Origin of the sequence: Halomonas sp. G11, from assembly GCF_001663515.1 — a bacterium.
Taxonomy (GTDB): domain Bacteria; phylum Pseudomonadota; class Gammaproteobacteria; order Pseudomonadales; family Halomonadaceae; genus Vreelandella.
Genome location: NZ_LYXG01000034.1, coordinates 139560 through 157326, shown reverse-complemented (window position 1 = coordinate 157326; position 17767 = coordinate 139560). Strand labels below are relative to the sequence as shown.

Here is a 17767-nt window from a genome sequence, read left to right as displayed (position 1 = left end):
ATTCAAGCACTGTGCCATCGAGTGTCGCGACGCCCGCCGTAGGGTCCAGGCATAAAGGGCCGTATTTCAGTCGATTATCGCTGCGCTGCTGGCTGCGCCGTAGCAAGGCCCGCACCCGGGCTTCAAGCTCTGCCACCGAGAACGGCTTGGCAAGGTAGTCATCCGCACCCAGGTCAAGGCCATGGACCCGGTCGTCGATACCGTCTCGAGCCGTAAGGATCAGCACCGGTGTCCTGTCACCCCGCTCGCGTAACTCCCTCAGCAATTCAAGGCCATCGCCATCGGGCAACCCCAGATCGAGCAAAACAAGATCGAAGGTGTCATTTCGCAGTGCCGTACGCGCTTTGCTTGCGAGCGTGAAGATATCAACAGTATTACTCAGACGAGCAAGCGCATTGTCCAGCGAGCGAGCGATCATCGGATCGTCTTCCACGATGATTAGGCGCATGTGACTAAAGTCTCAGAACAGTATTGGGAAGATGACAGGTTGGTGAAAGGTTGCCTGCCTAACATGGCGACTGTCATCTGGTATGACCGGGCTCGGACATTCCCCGCGCCCGACTACAACAAGAGAACAGGAGTTCGTCATGAAGATCAACCCAATCCTTCGCCGCGCCTCAGGCCTTGCCGTCATCGGCAGTGCGTTGTTTATCGGCCATGCCTCCGCTCAGACGATCCCGGAATCCACCGAGTGCATCGCGCCAGCCAAGCCCGGCGGTGGCTACGACCTGACCTGCCGCCTGGCCGCCAACGGCCTCCAGGATACCGGCCTGATCGACAAGCCAATGATGGTCAGCTACATGCCCGGTGGCATTGGCGCGGTGGCCTATAACCATGTCAATGGTGTACGCACCGATGACCCTGGCCTGATCGTTGCCGCCAGCACCGGTGCCGCCGTCAATTTGGCGCTGGGCAAGTTCGGCCAGTACGACGCTGATGAAGTCCGCTGGCTGGGCGCGCTCGGCGTCGACTATGGCGCGATCGTCGTCAGTGCCGATGCCCCCTGGGAAAACCTCGAAGAGCTGATGGCCGATCTCAAAGACAACCCTAACGAGATCGCCTTCGGCGCTGGCGGAACCGTTGGCAGCCAGGACTGGATGAAGGCGGCGTTGATCGCCAAGTCCGGTGATATGTCGCCGAAGGATCTTCGTTACGTGGCCTTCGAGGGCGGCGGTGAGGCCCTGGCGGCATTGCTCGGCGACCACATTCAAGTGTTCACCGGCGACCTCTCGGAACTCAAGTCTCAGCTTGAGAGCGGCAAGATCCGCGTACTGGCATCACTTTCCGAAGAGCGGATGGGCGGCCCCTACGCCGAGATCCCCACCGCAGCCGAGCAGGGCTACGACGTGGAATGGCCGATCTGGCGTGGCTATTACATGGGGCCAGAGGTCAGCGATGAAGCCTACCAAGCCTGGATCGAGCGCATGCAGGAACTGGCAGACGACCCCGTCTTTGCAGAACTGCGTGAAGCACGCGGCCTGTTCCCGATGTCGCGCTTCGGTGACGACTTTGACAGCTACGTCAAGGAACAGGTTGCCGAATTCAAAGGACTGGCCGAAGAAGTGGGTCTGACGCAATGAGAATCGCCGCCGACCGAGTACTGGGTATTGCCCTGATCGGTCTGGCGGCGTTTATCGCCGTCCAGGCCATTCAGTTGGAAATGCCTTTCAGCTATGAGCCCGTCGGCCCCAAGGCATTCCCCTTGGGGCTGTCGATTCTGCTGACCCTGCTATCGCTGGTCATGATCTTCAGGCCCGGCGATAACGGCAGCTGGCCGCACAAGGCACTGGCACTCCGGTTGTTACTGGTGCTGGTTTTACTGCTGGTCTATGCCGTCTTGTTCAGACAGCTGGGGTTCATCGTCTCATCGCTGCTGGTGGTCACCGCCCTGGCGCGACTGTTCGATGCGACCTGGGGTAAGGCACTGATCACCGGCATTGTCATGTCGATTGTCGGCTATTTTCTGTTCACCGCCGCCCTCGGCATCAGTCTGCCTTCTGGCTACTTGTTCGCCAGCTTCATCTAAAGGATCGCTGAGATGTTCGATTTCCTGATCGACGGCTTCGGGGTTGCGCTAACCCCTCTCAACCTGGGCCTGGCCTTCCTTGGCGCCCTGCTGGGCACCCTGTTCGGGGCCTTGCCGGGTATTGGCCCGATCAACGGCATCGCCATTCTGATGCCGTTAGCCTACACGCTTGGCTTGCCAGCGGAGTCATCGCTGATCCTGCTGGCCGCCGTCTACACCGGTGCCGAATACGGCGGGCGCATGTCGAGCATCCTGCTCAATGTGCCCGGTGATGCCGGTGCGGTCATGACCACCCTAGACGGCTACCCGTTGGCCCAGAAAGGGCTCGCCGGCCCCGCACTAGGCCTTTCGGCCGTCAGTTCCTTCATTGGCGCCACCATTGCCATTATTGGCCTGACACTCTTTGCGCCGCTGCTGGCAGAGGTCGCGGTGATGTTCGGCCCGGCAGAATTTTTTGCCCTCATGATCTTCGCTTTCTCCTCCATGTCGGTGATGATGGGCAAGGATCCCATCAAGACCGCCATTGGCGCGGTGCTCGGCGTGCTGATTGCCACCGTGGGTATCGACTCCGGCAGCGGCGTGTTGCGCTATACCTTCGGTTTACCCGAGCTCTACGACGGCATCGACTTCGTGGTGATGATCATCGGCCTGTTTGCCATCAGCGAAATTCTGCTGATGCTTGAGCATGCCCACCGCTCGCAGGACGACGGCAAGCTCCCGCCGCTGGGTCGTGTCTTTGTCACCCTCAAGGAAGTACTTGCATGCAAAGGGGCTATCGGTCGTTCGGGGTTGCTCGGCTTTATCATCGGCGTTCTCCCCGGCACCGGGGCGTCGGTGGCGGGCGCTGTCTCCTACACCACCGAGAAGCGCCTTTCCGACAAGGACAACACCTTTGGCAAGGGCGACATGCGCGGCCTGGCAGCGCCAGAATCAGCCAATAACGCGGCCGCGGTGGGCTCCTTCGTGCCCATGCTGACGCTTGGTATTCCCGGTTCTGGCACCACGGCCGTCTTGCTGGGCGCGCTGATGCTTTACAACATCACCCCAGGGCCGATGATGTTCACCGAACGCCCGGAAGTAGCCGGTGGCCTGATCGCCTCGCTGTACATCGGTAACGTTGTACTGCTGATGCTGAACCTGCCCCTGGCTGGCGTCTTTGCCCGCGTGCTGACCATTCCGCGCTGGGTATTGGTGCCCGCCATTGCTATCCTGGCGTTCGTCGGCGTCTACCAATTGCACTCCGACCTGTTTGCCATCTACCTGATGCTGATCATCGGCGTGTTTGGTTACCTGCTGCGCAAGCTGGGGTTCTCTTTGGCCCCCGTGATTCTTGGCTACGTGCTGGGTGGCTTGATGGAGCAGAACCTTCGCCGCGCGCTATCCATTAGCGGGGGTGATGTCGGCATCCTGTGGCAGTCTGGGATTTCACTGGGGCTGTGGATCGCCGCTGCCTTGCTGCTGGTGCTGCCCTGGGCAGTGCCGAAGATGCTTGCGGCCAGACGCTGATTGACGAAAAGCCAACAGCCGATCGATCGCCCGACAAGCCATACGACCGCCCCGGCAGATGATCCAAGCTGCCGGGGTTCTAACGCTCAAAGGAGGCTGAAAATCATGCTCGGAGCAAGGATAGGCTCGCTAGGTCGTTTTCTGCCGACGTTGGCGCTCGGCCTTGTCGGCGGTGGGCTGGCCTACTGGCTACAAGTGCCACTCCCCTGGTTGCTGGGTGCCATGATCGCCACCACCGTGGCCTCTCTGGCGGGCATCCCGCTTGAGTCACCGCGTAAGGGACGCAAGGGGGTACTGGTGGTCATAGGGGTCATGCTCGGTTCAGCGTTCACACCGGAGATGACCGGCGACGCCAGCCTGTGGGGTATCAGCCTTGCCGTCATGCTGATCGCCACGGCGGTGATGATGACCTTCTCGGTTTGGTTTTCCTGCCGCGTGGCCGGGCATTCCTGGGAGACGTCGCTCTACTCTGGCGTGCCTGGCGGGGTCTCCACGGTGACAGGAATGGCGCTCTCCTCCGGGGCCGATCTACGCATTATCGGCATTACCCACGCCGTGCGCATTCTGGTGCTGCTGGTGGCCATTCCGCCTGCTCTGCAGTTTATCGGCCATGTCGATATCGGCAGTGCCACGCCTGCATTGTCGCAGTGGTTATGGATGCCAACCCCGGTAGATATCGGCTGGCTGCTGGCGGCCGGTATCAGTGGCATATGGCTAGGCAAGATACTTCGACTGCCCAGCCCGCTGCTGTTCGGCCCGGCGCTGGTTTCAGGGGTACTGCACTTCTCTGGCCTCACCCACGCCGCGGTGCCCCCGGTAATCATCGCGTTCGCACAGGTGATCATCGGTATCTCCGTGGGCGTGCGCTTTGCTGGCGCCAAGCTTGGTGCAGTGGGCATGGCGCTGCTGATGGCCGTCATTCAGGCCCTGGTACTGTTGTTTCTCGCCATTATCGCCGCCTGGGCAGGCCACCTGCTCACCGGGTATTCCGCCGCTGCAGCGCTGCTCGCCTACATGCCCGGCGGTGCCCCGGAGCTAAGCCTGGTCGCACTGAGCTTGGGTATCGACCCCGCCTTTGTTACCACGCACCACCTGCTGCGTATCACGCTGCTGATGCTGCTGCTTCCGCTGTTGCTCAGGCGGATGGTGTCGAAAGACTAGGGTTTATCCGCAGGGGCTCACTATTTGCATTTTCCACACTAATTGCGAACTGCGATTGATAACGGTCGTAATTTCAAATTCCCACAAAGCGGCACGCAAGAAGGAATACAGCTTGCGTACAACTAGGAAATATCGATTCGCGGCAGCTAAGCGAAGATGCACCTTGAGGTTCGCGCGTACCTGTAATCGGACTTGCACTGCACTTTTCTGGTCTAACTCACTTAACTCAAATAGCGCTGATCATCCTTTCAACGTAATACTTGGGTACCCAATTCCTCCAAGCTTGTTACTCCAAGCAGCGCCATGTTTCGCTCTATCTCAGCTCCCAATAACGTGACAGCTTTCTCCACACCGGCTTCGCCCGCGATGCTGGCCGCATAATTAAAGGGACGGCCCAGAAACACGAAGCTGGCGCCCAAGGACAACGCCTTGAGCACCTGGCTGCCACGCCGGAAGCTGCCATCGATCATCACCGGCACCGCTTCACCAACTGCCTCCACCACCTCGGGCAGCATGGTCAGCGGTGCCACGGTGGCATCGAGCTGACGGCCACCATGGTTGGAAACAATCACCCCATCGGCACCGGCACTGACGGCCCGTCGTGCATCGTCTGGGTGGAGAATACCTTTCACTATCAGGTTGCCCTTCCAGCACGCCCGAACCCGATCAAGCGTTGACCAATCCAGGTGCCGACGGCCCGAGAAATCCCGGTTAACGTTTTTTGCCAGCACCGGCACGCCACGCGTTGCCGCGTTATTCTCGAAGTGCGGAACGCCGTGGTACCACAATGTCTTTAAAAAGGTCCCGAATAGCCAACGTGGCCGTACCAGGCCATCCAAGGCGAGCCGGAGGCTGGGGCGCAGCGGCGAAGAGAAACCCGCTCGCCGGTGATTTTCAGGATTGGGCGGCACGGCGTAGTCCACGGTGATCACCAGATTGCTAAATCCGGCCTTCTCGACACGCGCCAGTAGGGCATCAATCTCCTCTGGCGTTCCGGGCAGATAGGCCTGGAACCAATCTGAGCCATTCGACCCTGCCAAGGTTTCCATAGGAATCAACGAGGTACCGCTGACGATCATGGGAATGCCAGCGTTTGACGCCGCCCGCGCCAGCACCCGGTCGCCCCGATAGGCTGTCAGGGCACTTATCCCCATTGGGGCAATGCCAAACGGATAGGCGTAGCGGCAACCAAAGAGCTCGGTTTCCGTCGATACATCGGCCACATTGACCAGCGCCCGCGGTAGAAACACGTAGTGATCGAAAGCATCACGACTGGCGCGGGCGGTCATGCCGTCTTCGGCGACGCTCGCGACATAGCCAAACAGCGGTCGCGGTAAATGCCGCTTGGCGGCCCGCTCGAAATCATCCAGGCTCAGAATATGGTCCAATCGTCGGGGCATTATGTCTCCTGGGCTTCAGAGAAGATCCGTCGCCAGACATCCTCATTAACGGGGGTAAGCGGTCCACTGCCGACCAGCGCACCCACCAGGTTATCGACGGCCAGTTGCGCCATGGCGTCACGCGTTTCATGGGTCGCCGAGCCAATATGCGGGGCAACCACCACATTGTCCATGGCGGACAACGGTGAGTCGGCAGGCAATGGTTCTTCGGCGAACACATCAAGCCCTGCGGCACGAATACGACCGCGGCGTAGTGCCTCGATCAGCGCCGGTTCATCCACCACTTTTCCCCTTGCCACATTGACCAGTGCCGCCGTCGGCTTCATAAGGGACAGGGCATCGGCGTCAATCAGGTGATGGGTGTCGGCGTTGTAGGGCACGCTCAAACAGACGATATCCGCCTGGGCTAACAGTGCCTCAAGATCACGCCGCTGTGCGCCGAGCTCCTGCTCGAGCGCCGGTTTGGGCGATGCCGCCGTGTACAGGATCGGCATGCCAAAGCCCAGTGCCCCGCGCCGGGCAATCGCCGCGCCAATCCGCCCTGCGCCTACGATGCCCAGGGTTTTACCGTGCACATCAACGCCGAAATGCTCGGGGCCGATATGGGCCTGCCAGCCACCGTCACGGACAAGATTGGAAAGCTCGACCAGGCGCCGCTGAGTCGCCATGATCAGCGCAAACGCCGTATCGGCGGTGGTCTCGGTCAGCACATCCGGTGTATTGCAGAGCAGAATGCCGCGCCGACTCAGCGCCTCAAGGGGCAAATGGTCATAGCCTACCGAAATAGTGGCGACCACCTGTAGCGCTGGTGCTTTGGCCAACATCGCCTCGCTGAGCTCCAGCTTACCGCCGATCAGGCCATGGGCCTTGGAAAGTGCTGCCATAAAGTCGGCGTGATTGGAGGCATCCACATCCTCGAAGTAGTCAACCTCCGCCATGCCGGAAAGCGCCTCAAGCTGGGCTTCGCTGAGTCGGCGTACGGCGACAATCCGCCACGGTTTTATTTGCTCAGCCATGGCGCGCCTCACCCACTCCTTGCATTTGGAAACCCGTCGCTTTGAGCGCAGACATAAGTTCAGCGGTACGTTGGTCGTCCAGCTCCACCAAGGGTGGGCGCAAGCGCCGCCAATCGTCGATTCCCGAAAAATACGCCGTCGCCGCTTTCATGGCAGGGATCAGCGGATAAGTTTCAAACAGGTCGCGTACCACGTTAAGGCGCTGCTGACGCTCGTCGGCATCACCCTCCTGCCAATGCCGTGCCAACTCAACGATGGCCGCCGGGTTGACGTTGGCCGTGGCACTGATGCAGCCAGCGCCACCGGCCCGCAAGGTATCCAGCAGAAACCGTTCGCTACCCGCGTACACGGCGAAATCCTGCCCGGCAAAGCGCTCGGTCAACGCTTGGGTGTGGGCCCAATCACCGCCGCTGTCCTTGATGCCGGCAATGATGCCAGGGAAAGCATCGCGTAACCGTTCGATCAGTTCGAGCGAAAGCGGCACCTGAGTGACCGGCGGAATATGGTAGAGGTAGATCCGCAGGCGTGAATCGGCAACGCGGTTGATCACTTCACTGTAGTAGCGGAACAAGCCCTCATCGCTGACCCCCTTGTAATAGAAAGGCGGCAGCATCAGCACACCGGCACAGCCCGCCTCCACCGCCGCGCGGGTCAATGAGACGCAGTCGTCAATCGCGCAGTTGCCGGTGCCGGGCATCACTCGGGCAGGATCGATACCGCCATCCACCAGCGCCTGCAACAACGCCTGCTTTTCAGCCACCGTCATTGAATTGGCCTCGGAATTGGTGCCGAACACCGCCAAGCCGACGCCATTCGAGGCCAGCCATTGGCAATGCGCCACAAAACGCTGCTCGTCCGGCGCCAGGTCGGCGTCGAAGGGGGTAATGACCGGTGACCAGACGTCTCCACTCACTTGAGACATGACATTCTCCTTGTTGTAAGACGGTTAGTGCCAGGGTTCGATGGCATAGCGCTCAAGCGCCGCCTGATCAAAGCCGAAGCCAAGTCCCGGAGCGGTGGGCAGCAGCAGTTGGCCGTCGGCAAACTGCAGCTGTGTATCCACCAGACGCCTGAAGTTAAGCACCTGATCGTCAGCGAAGAACTCGACCATGGACACGTTGGGTGCCGACGCCACCAGGTGAATATGCAGGTCGTGGAACCAGTGCGGGTAAATGTCGACACCGTAACTGGCCGCTGTGGCGGCGATGCGCCGAAACTCGGTAATACCGCCACATACGGCGGCATCGGTCTGCAGAATCATTGCCGCTTCCTTATCCAGCAACTCCTTGAAGCGCCAGCGGCCCGCCTCTATTTCGCCCGTGGCGACCGGCACCGGCGTACGCTCCGCCAGGCGACGATGGTTGTCGATATCATCGGGGCTGAACGGCTCCTCGATCCAGAAAGGGTCGTACGGTTCGGCCATGCGCATAAAGGCCAGCGCCGACGGCAGATCCCACCAGGCATTGTTGGCATCCATCATTACCTGCACATTGGGGCCTACTGCCTCGCGCACCGCCGCCAGTCGCGCTTCCTCGCCAGCCAAGTCTTCGCGGCCGACCTTCATCTTGACAGCCTTGAACCCCTTCGCCACGTAGCCGGCCATTTCTTCACCCAGCATCGCGGGGGTCTTGCCGTCCAGGTAGTAACCCCCGCTGGCATACGCTGGCACGCTTTGCGTGTCGCTTGCGCCCAGGTATTTATAAAGCGGCAGTTGCGCGGCCCGGGCATTACGGTCCCAAAGCGCGGTATCCAGAATACTGATCGCACGCATTACCGAACCGCAGCGACCATGCAGCAGCGATTCCTGATACATTGCCTGCCACAGTGCCTCGGTCGAATGGGCATCCGCCCCGATCAGCACCGGCTTGAGCAGTTCCCTGACGGCATTGGCCACCAGCGAACCCGCATTGTTGCCGCCATAGCAAAAACCAATGCCCACATGGCCATCATCGCCCACCACCTCAACCAGCACGTAATCGCGCTTAAGTACCTGGCGATTGGAAAAGCTGGTGGGAGTATCCAGCGGTACATTGACCGTCCGAGCTCGTACGTCAGTTATCGTTGTCATGGTAAATCCTTACATTGAGATTGGGTCATTCCGGCTGAGTACGGCTTCTCAGCGTTCCCCGCAACCAGCGGAAAAATGGGGTCGCCTGCAGTACTGAGAAAGCGGCAATGCACAGCAACACAACGGCGATAGGGCTGGTCAAAAAGATGCCCAGATTGCCCTGACCGATCAGCATTGACTGCTGGAAACTGGTTTCCATGACCGGCCCAAGAATCAGCCCGATCACCATCGGCGCTGGCGATACGCCCGCCTTGTTCATCCAGTAACCGAACAGCCCAAAACCGAGCATCATCCCTACCTCGAACAGGCTGTTGTTAATCGCAAAGGCACCGATCACACACAGCGTTATAATCGAGCAGGCCACAAAGCTGTCAGGGATCCGTGTCACACTCACGCATAGGCGGGTAAACAAAAGACCCACCAGCAGTAAGCCAATGTTGGCGAAAATGACCGCCCAGATCAGGGTGTAGGTAACATCGCCATAATCTGTGAGCAGATTGGGGCCGGGCAGGATGCCCTGCACCATGAGGGCCCCCAGTAGAATCGCAGTGGAGGAACTGCCAGGAATGCCCAGGGCAATCGTGGGAATCAGGGCACCGCCGACCACCGCATTGTTGGCGGCTTCAGGAGCGGCCACCCCGGCGATGTCACCCTTGCCGAAGCGGCTCTTGTCCTTGGCAAAACGTTTCGCCTCGTTATAGGCGAACCAGCTCGCCGTATCACCGCCGGTTCCCGGAATCAGGCCGGTAATGATGCCAATGCCGCCGGAGCGGAAAATATTGGGGAGCAAACGGCGAAGCTCGGCCAGTGGCGGAATCAACCGGTCGGTGATCTTGCTCGCCACCTTTTGTTTACCATGCGCATTCTCGATCAGGATGAGCGCCTGGGGGATCGAGAACAGTCCGATCAGCGCCACCGTGAACTCAATGCCCGAGAAAAGATTAATGATGCCGTAGGTCATGCGTGGCGTACCGGTGATCAGGTCCATGCCGACAGTACTCACCAGCAGCCCCAGGGCCCCGGAAAGCAGACCGCTGATGACCGAGCCCTGAGCCAGCGAGCCGATGATGGTAATGCCCAGTACGGCAATGGCGAAAAGCTCGATCGGGCCGAACTTGAGCACTAGAACGCCGAGTAGAGGCGCTGCTGTGAGCAGTGCAATACCGCTCATCAGACCACCAATGAAAGACGCGAAGATCGAGACCCCCAACGCCTTGCCAGCCTGACCCTGTTGCGATAGCGGATAGCCATCAAGCACGGTGGCGGCAGCCGACGGCGTACCGGGTGTCCGCAACAAAATGGCGGCGATCGAACCACCGTATGAGGCCCCCACGTAAAGCGACGCCAGCATACTGAGCCCCGAGGCCGGGTCCATACCGAAGGTGAGCGGCAGCAACAAGGCCAGCGCCATCGTGGCAGAGAGCCCTGGCATGGCCCCCACAAATAGCCCCAGCAGCGTGCCGCCCAGAATCAGGGCAATATTGGTGAACGAGATGACGTTGGTCAGGCCCACCAGAACAAGGTTATCCATATGACTAGACTCCAGAAGCCTGCGTCAGGCACCCACCCCCAACTCGCTGACAGGCTGGGCCGATAAAGGCGAGCTGAGGATAAGAAGTGCGCACAATGTCGTTATGAGGACAGCAATGGCGGCAGCAGCGGCACAGGCAGACCCAAAAAGCCGATGAAAACCGTACACACTAGCGTGACCAGCAACACGATACCGATTGCGGCGAAACGCCATGAGAGATGTCCGATGATCGACAGGGCCACGACCATGAAGCCCACCGTAGCGCCCAGGTACCCCAGTATCGAAATGCTATAGAGGTAGACGGCGGCCAGCAGGAAGATCAGCATGGCCTTCCATGGCTTGCGTTGGTGTTCCTGCTCGCTAACGGCTGTCTCCTCTGGGGCAGCATCGGAAGCGGTGGCCGCTCCCTCGACCGACACCTTGCGGCGACGCAAGGTACTGATGATCTCTTGCCCCACCATCGCCGCGCCTAACAAGGCCACGACGACCGAGTAGATAAGAGGCATGTTCGCCGCCTTATCGGGGTAGCCAAGCGCAGTGACATAGAACGTCGCTGCTAAGCCAATGGCAAACACCCCCAACACCAGACGACTCATGTTCATCTCACACCCCCTTGTCGATCGCCGTATTGCGCCTTTGGCGCCGTTGCCTTACTGGTTGACCTCATCTTTGACATCTGCCCAGATTTCTACGAACTGGCCTTCCATGTCCTGCATCATCTGGCCGTAATCGTCACCGGTCTGGATGTCGAGGTTCATGGCACGCTCCTGGGCAGTCTTCTGGAACTCCTCGTTCTCTCCCAGCGCCTCAAAGGCAGCGATCAGCTCATCGCGAGCCTCGTCAGGAATGCCCGCTGGCGCGCTGTAACCGCGTGAGGAACCCGCCACGACGTCGATATCCATCTCTACCATGGTGGGCACATCAGGCAGGATATCCAGACGCTCTTCGGCAAATATCGCTAGCGGCCGCAGGCTGCCCGACTTGATATGGCCATAGACGTTACCCAGGTTGTTGAAGCTGGCATCGATCTTGCCGCCCAGCGCCGCCGTGGCCGATGGGCCATCGCCCTGGAAAGGCACCTTCTGGAAGGACAGGCCGGTCGCCTTCTCGATCATGATGGTCGAGAAGAAGTCATCCCCCCCAACACCCGAGTTGCCCACCGTGATCTCACCGGGTCTTTCCTCAGCGGCAGCGAGGAACTCTTCCACGGTTTCATAGGGGCTATCCTCTGGTACCACAATGATGCCTGGGTCGGTGACCACGTTGGCGATTGGCGTCAGTTCCTCGATCGAATAATTGATGGCGTCATTCATGATGTAGTTGGTCATCAACATCGGCGTATTGGTGATGCTGATGACGCTGCCATCATTCGGCGACTGGTGGGCTAGACGGGTCCAGGCAATCGCGCCTGTGGCCCCAGGCAAGTACTCGTTAATAAATTCCACACCCAGCGACTCCCGCAAGAACGGTTGGGTCAACTGAGCCAAGGCATCACTGCCCCCACCGGCCTTGAAACCTTGCAGCACCTTGATCTCATCAGCGGCTGAATAATCGGCTTGGGCGGCCCCTGAAAACATCAGGGCGGACAATAGGGTTGCGGCGTAAGCGCTACGGATTTGCATCTTTGTTACCTCACGTGCTGTTTGTCGTTGTATCGCACATTGTCGTGCAAGGCGTGCTTGCAAGATCAAACGTAGTTGCCTATCAACAATATTGTCAATAATATTATTAATAATCTTGCCAAGCCGATTTTTACCGCCTAGCCTTGCGTTCAAGAACCGTAATCAACGGACCTCCGACAAGCCGCGAACAACATAGAGGAAACCGCGATGAGCCAGGACTTCCGAAACAACCGCCAAGGCAGTGACCATCAGCAATCTGACGCCGACGGCCCTACTCTGGGCATGTCCAATCGCCTAACCAACTACGGCGATGCCGACTTTTCGCTGTTCCTGCGCAAGGCTTTTATCAAGGGAATGGGCTACACGGATGACGCGCTTTCACGCCCGGTCATTGGCATTGCCAATACCTATAGCGGCTACAACGCCTGTCACGGCAACGTGCCGGGGTTAGTCGAGAGCGTAAAACGCGGAGTGATGCTCGCGGGCGGCTTGCCGGTCGATTTTCCTACCATCACCCTCCATGAGTCCTTCGCCAACCCCACCAGCATGTACCTGCGCAACCTCATGGCGTTGGATACTGAAGAGATGATTCGCGCTCAGCCGATGGATGCCGTGGTACTGATCGGCGGCTGCGACAAGACCGTTCCCGCTCAGTTGATGGCTGCTTCAAGCGCCGGTGTTCCATCGGTCCAGGTCGTCACGGGTCCCATGCTCTCTGGCTCACATCGTGGTACACGCGTTGGTGCCTGTACCGACTGTCGCCGTTACTGGGCGGCCTATCGCGGCAAGGACATCGACGAGGCGGAGATCAACGAGGTCAACGACAAGCTGGTCCCCACCGTAGGCACCTGCTCGGTAATGGGTACCGCCAGCACCATGGCTTGCCTGGCTGAGACGCTGGGTATCATGCTGCCCAACAGCGCTACTGCACCGGCGGTCTATGCCGACCGGCAACGCATCGCCGAGCAATCCGGTGCCCAGGCCGTAGCGCTCGCTCGGGCTGGTGTTACCCCCGATCAAATTCTGACCCCTGAGGCATTCGAGAACGCCCTGCGGGTTCTGCTCGCATTAGGCGGCTCGACCAACGCCTTGATTCACCTGACCGCCATCGCCGGGCGACTAGGCATCGACATCGACCTTGAAGCCTTCGACCGCATGAGCCAGGAAACCCCGGTACTGGTGGACCTCAAGCCCTCTGGCGAGGGCTACATGGAGGACCTGCACCGCGCCGGCGGCTTGCCCACCCTGTTGCGCGAGCTAAAACCGCTATTGCACCTGAATGCCATGACCATCAACGGCCAAACCCTGGGTGAAAACATCGATGCCGCCGTGCATCTCATCGACCAGAAGATCGTGCGCCCCAAGCAAAGCCCCATTTATGCCCAAGGGGGGATCGCGGTGTTGCGCGGCAATCTGGCCCCCGCCGGCGCCATCATCAAGCAGTCGGCTGCCTCCGCCGAGTTGATGACCCATCGCGGCCGCGCCGTGGTGTTCACCGGGCTTGAGGACCTGGCCAACCGCATTGACGATCCCGACCTGGATGTTAACGCCGACGATGTGCTGATACTGCAGAATATCGGGCCCAAGGGCGCACCGGGCATGCCCGAAGCTGGCTACATCCCGATCCCCAAGAAACTGGCCGCCCAGGGCGTCAAAGATATGGTGCGTATATCCGATGGGCGCATGAGCGGCACGGCGGCAGGTACCGTCGTGCTCCACGTTTCCCCGGAATCTGCCGAGGGCGGCCCACTAGGACTGGTGCGCGATGGCGACGTCATATCGCTGGATGTCAGCAACAATCGGCTAAGCCTGGAAGTGGATGACAAGGAGCTTGATGCACGTCGGCAGGCGTTCAAAACCGAGACGAGCGAAGCGCCCCTGTTGGGCTATCGTCGCCTGTTTATGGAGCAGATCCTGCAAGCCGAGGAAGGCTGCGATTTCCGCGCCTGTCGACCGGCGCCCACCTGCCGGATTCCGAGGCAGCATGAAGCGTGAAGGCGAGTTTGGTACACTTCTTAACCATATGCCCTGCCATGGAGGCTGAGAAACCGATCATGAGCCGAACCGCCCAGCCGTCAACACGCGGTGCCGAAACCCAAGCCTCGCAACCTGCCCATGGTGTCAGTGACATCGTGGCCGCGGTAGAAGAGGACATTGTGCTCGGCCGCCTGCACCCCCGCGAGCGGCTGGTCGAAGAAACCATGATGGAGCGCTTTAACTGCAAGCGGCACGTCGTCCGCCAAGCGCTCTTCCAACTCGATAGCATTGGCCTGACGGAACGCATCAAAAACCGGGGCGCCTTCGTCAGGAGCTATCCACCGGATGAGGTCGAAGAGATCTACGCCATGCGCGAGATTCTCGAGCTGGCCGCCGTCAACAAGCTGCCTTTGCCCGCTCCGCCGGAATGGCTTGCCGAACTGGAAGCGGTTCATCAGCAGCACAGCGAGGCCGTGTATGCTCACGACCTGCGTCAGGTGTTTCATATGAACATCGCTTTCCATCGCACGCTTTTCCGGGCCTGCGGCAACACTTACCTCTACGCCACCATCAACGAGTTCGCCCAGAAAGCCCACGGCATCCGTTTCATTGCGATCACCGACCGCGACGCCCTCGCTCAAGCCCGCCGCGAGCACGAATTGATGATTGAGGCGATTCGTGACGAAGACCGCGAACGCCTGGCTCACCTGTGTCGTCAGCACCTGCTACCTTCCAAAAACCGCTACCTGGCGCTTTATACCTAAGCCAATTCAATACGGCTGCATGTATTTTCTGTGTAGATGTAGGGCCCCTGATGACCACATGAGCTATAGAAGTTATCTTCTATTGGCCGTTAGAGAGCTTCCACAGCAATTCATTCGGGAGCAGGTTATGGACATCAAACTGCATAAGCAAGCGACTACGACACCCAAAATCCGTGCTGAGATTCAGGCAGCGTCTACCAATATCAGTGATAGTGAATTGACGCGTCAGTGTAACGTGACCGATTCGACAATCCGGCGCTGGCGGTACCGTGACGATGTTCATGACGTGAATTCAAGATCCAGACAGTGCTGATTGACAATGATAAATCGTTCACGGAGCGCTTCACGCGAGCGGGTGAACGAAGACCGAGCAGCCACCATCCCTTTAACCAAGTGTGCCAAAAGAAAGGCATTGAGCACCGCCTAATCAAACCTGGGCGACCTCAGACAAATGGCATGATGGAGCGCTTCAATGGCCGTATTAGCGACATTCTCGCCACACGTCGGTATGAGAATTGAAGGTAGACACTGAAGCGCTACAATTGGCTGTACAATCACTATATCCCCCAGAAGGCGCTGTACCATCAGTCACCGATATCAGTGATGAAAGAATGGGAAATTAAGCGCCCGAGTTATTTAATAAGCGGATAATTAATCACACGGGACCCGGCAGCTAAAGATTATTAGTTAAAGAATTCATAGAAGAAATGGCTCGCTATGTGAGCGGGTGATATATTTTTGTCAGGCTTTGGGAAAACGTTTTTCAAGCTCCACCACCTGCTCGGGCGACAGGATACGAGGGTTCTTGCCCTGCAATAATAGAAACAGCTTAGCTGTTTCTTCTAATTCCTCCGTAGCGTAAACCGCCGCCTCTAAATTTTTGCCCGCGACCACTGGGCCATGGTTGGCCAGCAATACAGCACTATGCTGACCAGCCAACCCCTTAACAGCATCCCCCAAGCTAGGGTCGCCGGGTATATGGTAAGGCACTAAAGGTAGCTTCCCGACTCGCATCACGTAGTAAGCGGTCAATGGCGGAATGCAATCGCAGGGGTCGATGCCAGGTAGGCAGGAGACGGCCACAGAGTGAGTCGAGTGGAGATGGACGATCGCCTCGGACTGGGGACGTTCTGCATACATCGCCATATGCAGAAAGCTCTCTTTCGTAGGCTTGTCCCCTGCTTTCCAGTGCCCATCCCGGTCAAGTCGTGAAATACACCCCGGGTCCAGGCGGCCCAGGCAGGCATTGGTGGGCGTCATCAGCCACCCACCGTCATCGGTCCGCACGCTGATGTTGCCACTGGAGCCCATGGTCAGGCCGCGGTCGAAGAGGGATTTACCCAGGGTGGCGATCTGTTCGCGAAGACGATTCTCGTCATGAAGGCTCATGGGGTTATTTTCCTTTGGTTCGTGTCTCTAGCACCTCGAAGGCGCGTGAGAAGAAGTCTTCACTGCCAAAGTTGCCCGACTTCAGTGCCAGGGACAGCGGCGCGTCCTTTCCTTCCAGGGGCGCTTGAGTCCAGGGCACACCGGGATCGATCTGATTGCCTATACGAAGCTGACGGATGCCCAGGGCCGAAACTACAGCACCCGAAGACTCACCACCGGCGACGACCAACCGCCCTACCCCTTCTGAAACCAAGGTTCGAGCCAGCTCACCCAGGGCCTTTTCAACCAGCTCGCCGGCCTGTTCGACCCCCAACTCCTCCTGGGCGGCCTTGACGCGACCTGCATCGGCGGAGGCGTAGATTAATACCGGCCCACCCTCAGTGAGATGCTCACGGGCAAAGGCGAGTGCGTTCTCAAGGTGAGCGGAATCCTTTGCCAGCAGCAGCGGGTCGAGTGCCATTCCTGGATGGCGTTCAAGGAAGTTGGCCACCTGGCCCAGCGTCGCACTGGAGCAGCTGCCGGAAAGCACCAGGGCGCTGCCGGAAGCCGGTGCCAGGCGCCCCGGGTCGCTGACCTCGGTAAGCCATCCCTTGCGCCGATAGTGCTCCGGCAAAGCCTGGCCAAGACCAGATCCACCTGTCACCAATGGATAACCGACCACGGCCCCGGCAAGCACGTCCAGATTGTCTTCGTCCAATGTGTCGCAAATCACATGACGAATACCATCGGCAGATAACTTATCCAGATGTGCACGAGTCGATGCTGTGCCACCGGATAACACCGGATAAGCGGCCAGTCCGACGTCATGCGCTGTCTGGCGACCCAGAACACGAACCAGATTGGCGTCTGTCATCGGCGTGAGAGGGTGATGTTGCATGCCACTCTCGTTGAGCAATCGATCTCCTACAAACAGATGTCCCTGATAGACGGTGCGTCCGTTAACCGGAAAAGCCGGTACCATCACCGTCTGCGATGCGCCCAGTTGCTCCAGTAGTGCATCGGCAACCGGCCCTATATTGCCCGCCTCTGTGGAGTCGAACGTCGAGCAATACTTGAAGAATATCTGTCGGGCGTTGTGCTCCTCGAGCCAGGCCAACGCGGCAAGCGAATCCGACACTGCTTGAGTGGCCGGAATGGAGCGTGACTTAAGCGCAATCACCACGGCATCGACATTGTCGAGGGCGAAGTCGGAGCTCGGCACGCCGATGGTCTGCACACACCGCATGCCAGCACGCACCAGGTTGTTGGCAAGATCCGTAGCACCGGTAAAGTCATCGGCGATGGCGCCCAGAACAAGCGTCATGGAA

General features: G+C 59.1%; 16 protein-coding genes and 1 pseudogene. 7 read left to right on the top strand and 10 right to left on the bottom strand.

The genetic code is table 11. The annotated features are described in order from the left end of the window. On the bottom strand, window positions 1-448 hold a 448-nt coding region (locus ADS46_RS13705; protein WP_066320970.1), incomplete at its 3' end, for a response regulator. A 139-nt stretch (window positions 449-587) separates the two neighbouring features. On the opposite strand from ADS46_RS13705, the gene ADS46_RS13700 reads away from it, so the two are divergent. From ADS46_RS13700 to ADS46_RS13685, 4 genes are all read left to right on the top strand, one after another. Beyond that, window positions 588-1580, top strand: coding sequence for a Bug family tripartite tricarboxylate transporter substrate binding protein (locus tag ADS46_RS13700; RefSeq protein ID WP_066320969.1), 993 nt, complete (start codon window positions 588-590; stop codon window positions 1578-1580). Next, window positions 1577-2026, top strand: coding sequence for a tripartite tricarboxylate transporter TctB family protein (locus ADS46_RS13695; protein WP_066320968.1), 450 nt, complete (start codon window positions 1577-1579; stop codon window positions 2024-2026). Before ADS46_RS13700 ends, ADS46_RS13695 begins: the two co-directional genes overlap by 4 nt. Before the next feature lie 12 nt (window positions 2027-2038). After that, window positions 2039-3532, top strand: coding sequence for a tripartite tricarboxylate transporter permease (locus ADS46_RS13690; RefSeq protein ID WP_066320966.1), 1494 nt, complete (start codon window positions 2039-2041; stop codon window positions 3530-3532). Window positions 3533-3637: 105 nt separating this feature from the next. After that, a complete protein-coding gene (locus ADS46_RS13685) occupies window positions 3638-4693 on the top strand; it encodes an AbrB family transcriptional regulator (protein WP_066320965.1) in 1056 nt (351 codons plus the stop codon). Between the two features lie 248 nt (window positions 4694-4941). On the opposite strand, the gene ADS46_RS13680 is transcribed toward ADS46_RS13685, so the two are convergent. The 7 genes from ADS46_RS13680 to ADS46_RS13650 form a co-directional block, all read right to left on the bottom strand. Continuing rightward, window positions 4942-6093: an alpha-hydroxy acid oxidase gene (locus ADS46_RS13680; protein ID WP_066320963.1), complete on the bottom strand. Its 1152-nt coding sequence runs from the start codon at window positions 6091-6093 to the stop codon at window positions 4942-4944. After that, entirely contained in the window at window positions 6093-7109 is a 1017-nt protein-coding gene (locus ADS46_RS13675) for a 2-hydroxyacid dehydrogenase (RefSeq protein ID WP_066320961.1), read from the bottom strand. Before ADS46_RS13675 ends, ADS46_RS13680 begins: the two co-directional genes overlap by 1 nt. After that, complete coding sequence (locus ADS46_RS13670; protein WP_066320958.1) at window positions 7102-8031, bottom strand: dihydrodipicolinate synthase family protein; 930 nt, start codon at window positions 8029-8031, stop codon at window positions 7102-7104. Before ADS46_RS13670 ends, ADS46_RS13675 begins: the two co-directional genes overlap by 8 nt. 24 nt (window positions 8032-8055) lie before the next feature. Next, window positions 8056-9177, bottom strand: a complete 1122-nt coding sequence (locus ADS46_RS13665) for a mandelate racemase/muconate lactonizing enzyme family protein (RefSeq protein WP_066320956.1) — start codon at window positions 9175-9177, stop codon at window positions 8056-8058. Window positions 9178-9202: 25 nt separating this feature from the next. Then, a complete protein-coding gene (locus ADS46_RS13660) occupies window positions 9203-10708 on the bottom strand; it encodes a tripartite tricarboxylate transporter permease (protein WP_066320954.1) in 1506 nt (501 codons plus the stop codon). Window positions 10709-10809: 101 nt separating this feature from the next. Further along, entirely contained in the window at window positions 10810-11310 is a 501-nt protein-coding gene (locus ADS46_RS13655) for a tripartite tricarboxylate transporter TctB family protein (RefSeq protein WP_066320953.1), read from the bottom strand. Between the two features lie 48 nt (window positions 11311-11358). After that, window positions 11359-12330, bottom strand: a complete 972-nt coding sequence (locus ADS46_RS13650) for a Bug family tripartite tricarboxylate transporter substrate binding protein (protein ID WP_066320952.1) — start codon at window positions 12328-12330, stop codon at window positions 11359-11361. A gap of 207 nt (window positions 12331-12537) precedes the next feature. Between ADS46_RS13650 and ADS46_RS13645 the strand changes: the two genes are divergently transcribed. The 3 genes and pseudogenes from ADS46_RS13645 (at window position 12538) to ADS46_RS18575 (ending at window position 15748) form a co-directional block, all read left to right on the top strand. Next, window positions 12538-14325 (top strand): IlvD/Edd family dehydratase, encoded by a 1788-nt coding sequence (locus tag ADS46_RS13645; protein WP_082926085.1) that lies wholly within the window; start codon window positions 12538-12540, stop codon window positions 14323-14325. A gap of 59 nt (window positions 14326-14384) precedes the next feature. Continuing rightward, complete coding sequence (locus ADS46_RS13640) at window positions 14385-15071, top strand: GntR family transcriptional regulator (protein WP_066320978.1); 687 nt, start codon at window positions 14385-14387, stop codon at window positions 15069-15071. Window positions 15072-15198: 127 nt separating this feature from the next. Continuing rightward, window positions 15199-15748 (top strand): annotated as a pseudogene (locus ADS46_RS18575) (integrase core domain-containing protein). Between the two features lie 64 nt (window positions 15749-15812). Here ADS46_RS18575 and otnC read toward each other — a convergent pair. After that, window positions 15813-16460 (bottom strand): 3-oxo-tetronate 4-phosphate decarboxylase, encoded by a 648-nt coding sequence (otnC, locus tag ADS46_RS13635; RefSeq protein ID WP_066320951.1) that lies wholly within the window; start codon window positions 16458-16460, stop codon window positions 15813-15815. A gap of 4 nt (window positions 16461-16464) precedes the next feature. Further along, window positions 16465-17763 (bottom strand): 3-oxo-tetronate kinase, encoded by a 1299-nt coding sequence (gene otnK / locus ADS46_RS13630; protein ID WP_066320950.1) that lies wholly within the window; start codon window positions 17761-17763, stop codon window positions 16465-16467. Window positions 17764-17767: the final 4 nt, after the last annotated feature.